At 42.9% G+C, this 2864-nt stretch carries 1 protein-coding gene; it reads left to right on the top strand.

Annotated elements, in window-relative coordinates:
* Positions 1-2864 (top strand): GEVED domain-containing protein (locus I3259_RS20090; RefSeq protein ID WP_238031433.1); only part of this gene is annotated, 2864 nt, incomplete at both ends.

Here is a 2864-nt window from a genome sequence, read left to right as displayed (position 1 = left end):
AAAGATGCTGGCTCGACACTCAATGGCTTGCAACTTCATGCGTGGATCGACTGGAACCGTGATGGTGACTGGGATGATGCGGGTGAGCAGGTCATTAATAACTCGACCGCCACAGCAGGCACCATCAGTACACCAATTACCGTACCGGGTGGTGCAGAGCTGGGTTACACCTATGTGCGAGTGAGAGCGTGTTCTGCTGATACCAGTTGTGATTCACCGATTGGTGAGGCGGATGATGGGGAAGTTGAAGACTATAAATTCATGGTATCTGATCTGAATTTAACCAATGTTTGTGATCAATTATATGTGACTGAGTCTGATGATGGTGGGAATACGTATACCTATTCAGCGGTGACGCCCGTTCAACCACTCACCTTTGAATTTAGTTCTATTGATAATAGTGTCTCTTATTTCCGATTAAATGCATTAGCCCTCGATCGAAATACAGGTCTAATGTATGGCACCTATACAAATGGTGCTTATACAGAAGTTGTGGTGACGGATACACTAGGCACTAGTTTTACATCGTTAGGGCGTGTGTTCTCTGACGGGACATACACCATTAATTCCATAGCCGGTGGTGGCGCAACCTTTACACCGGGCGCTGCATTATTAAGTGATATTGGTTCGTTACTTATAAAGTATGGCCCTGTGAATATGGGAACCATATCCAGTGATGGTACAAAATACTATGTGGCAAGCAGTGTGTGGGACAGCTTGATCATTATTGATTTAACCTCCATGACATTCAGCGTAAAAGCTCTACCAGCTTCAATATTAGGAGGGACACCTAATAATAATATCAGAATGGGGCCTGACTGGGCGGTATCAGAAATCGATGGATTTATATATGGGGTAGATTTAAACGGTAACGGTAATTTAGGTGTCGAAACTGACCCAACAACGCCAACACTTTACCAATATAACCCCGATACCAACGCCGTTAACACCTATCCACTAAATTTCAATGGGGCTAAGCCACCAAACTTCCAAACTGGTGCTGTCGCAGCGGATGATTTAAACCATCTTTATGCCTTTACCCTTGCAGGGGATCACGATACCAATGGCAATGGCACTTATGATCTCTTTAATCGTGTGGCCATGTATCGCATTAATATGATCACCCATGAAGCCACTTATGTGATCCCAAGTACGTACAGCAGTGTCTCTTTCCACGATGCGGCGGGTTGTATTGCTAGCGTGGATAAAGGGGATGCACCGGATACCTATGGTCAAGTCGGACACCGTAATGACGATGTGGACGTATCGGGTGAGCCAGATTTAATTTTGGGTACTCGCTGGGATCCGGATTTACATGATTTCTACAGTGATGATGCCACCGGTGATAATGATACGGGTATTGATGATGAAGACGGTATCAGCATGGATGATAATAATATCATTGTGGCAACACCAAAGGCGGTATCTGTTTTCGTTACTGGGGGGAGTGGTTTTTTAAATGCGTTTGTTGATTTAAATAACAACGGTAATTTTACTGACCCAGGGGAACACGTCTTGAATGATTTGGCCGTTAATGCTGGCAATAATAATGTTTCATTGCTCTTAAATGCCGGTGCTACTGCTGGGTATGATGGGTTAACGTTCATTCGTTATCGACTCTGTAATGTGGAGAATTTATGTGACACGCCAACGGGTACGGTTGCTAATGGTGAGGTAGAAGATTATCAATTTAATCTCATTAACCAAATCGTGATCACCGGTACCGTGTTTGAAGATAACGGTTATTTAGGCGGTACAGCCCATGATGGCTTTATGAATGGCTCAGAAACAGGCTTAGATAACTTTACGGTTCAGCTAATTTATAACGGTACCGGTGTTGGCGGTTACAGTAATGGTGATGTGATTAATACACAAGTCACTAATGGTAAAGGTGATTATAGTTTTGTGGTTCCTGTTACATTTGCTGACGAGCCATTAACTATTCGTGTGATGCCACAATCGAAATGGATAGATATCAGTGAAGCGGATGCCAATAACTGGCCGCAAGTGACCAGCAGTAGTGATACCGATAGTGAGATGGAGATCATTGCTCAAGCAGGGGATAACTTAACTGGGTTAGATTTTGGTAAAGTCAGTGTACCCACCTTGGAGCCGGATAATTATTCAGAAACAGAGCCGGGTGTGCCTGTTGTCTTTAGCCATAAGTTTAATGTCAATACTGCAGGTGATGTGAGTTTCAGTATAACTAACCCGTTAGCCTCTCCATCAGGGTACGGTTGGAACCAAATCTTATATGTTGATAATAACTGTAATGGTGAACTTGAGGGCGGTATTGATACCACTGTTATCAACCCAACAGCCGTTAGTGCAAACGGCACCAGAGAAGTATGTTTATTAGTAAAAGTGATAGTGCCCAATAATGTGCCATTACATGCGGTGTATAATTACCAACTTAATGCCGATATGGATTTCGCCAATACCACGGTGACACGTCAAGTTAGTGATGTTGATAGTATCAAAGTCAGCTTTAATGGTTCGGGTGAATTAGAAATTGAGAAAACGGTGAAAAATATCACAAGTGGTGAGGTTGATGAAAGTCGTAGTAATCAAGCGAAACCGGGAGACATTTTAGAGTATAAAATTTACTTTATGAATAACGGCTCAGGGGATATTGATACCATTAAAATCAATGATTCAGTGCCAGAGTACAGTGCATTATCAGAAGTGATCAGTTGTAGTACACCTGCTGCGTCTTTCCCGTCAACATTAACCACGTGTACCGTCGTGATACCAAGTACGACAGACAATACAATAGGGTATGAGGGTAATATTGAATGGCAATTTGATGGTTCGTTAGCCCCAGCAGAAAATGGCTATGTGACCTATCGCGTTAAAGTGAAATA

This window comes from Photobacterium sp. Ph5, from assembly GCF_022129445.1.
Taxonomy (GTDB): Bacteria; Pseudomonadota; Gammaproteobacteria; order Enterobacterales; family Vibrionaceae; genus Photobacterium.
This window is presented reverse-complemented; position numbering and strand designations above follow the sequence as displayed.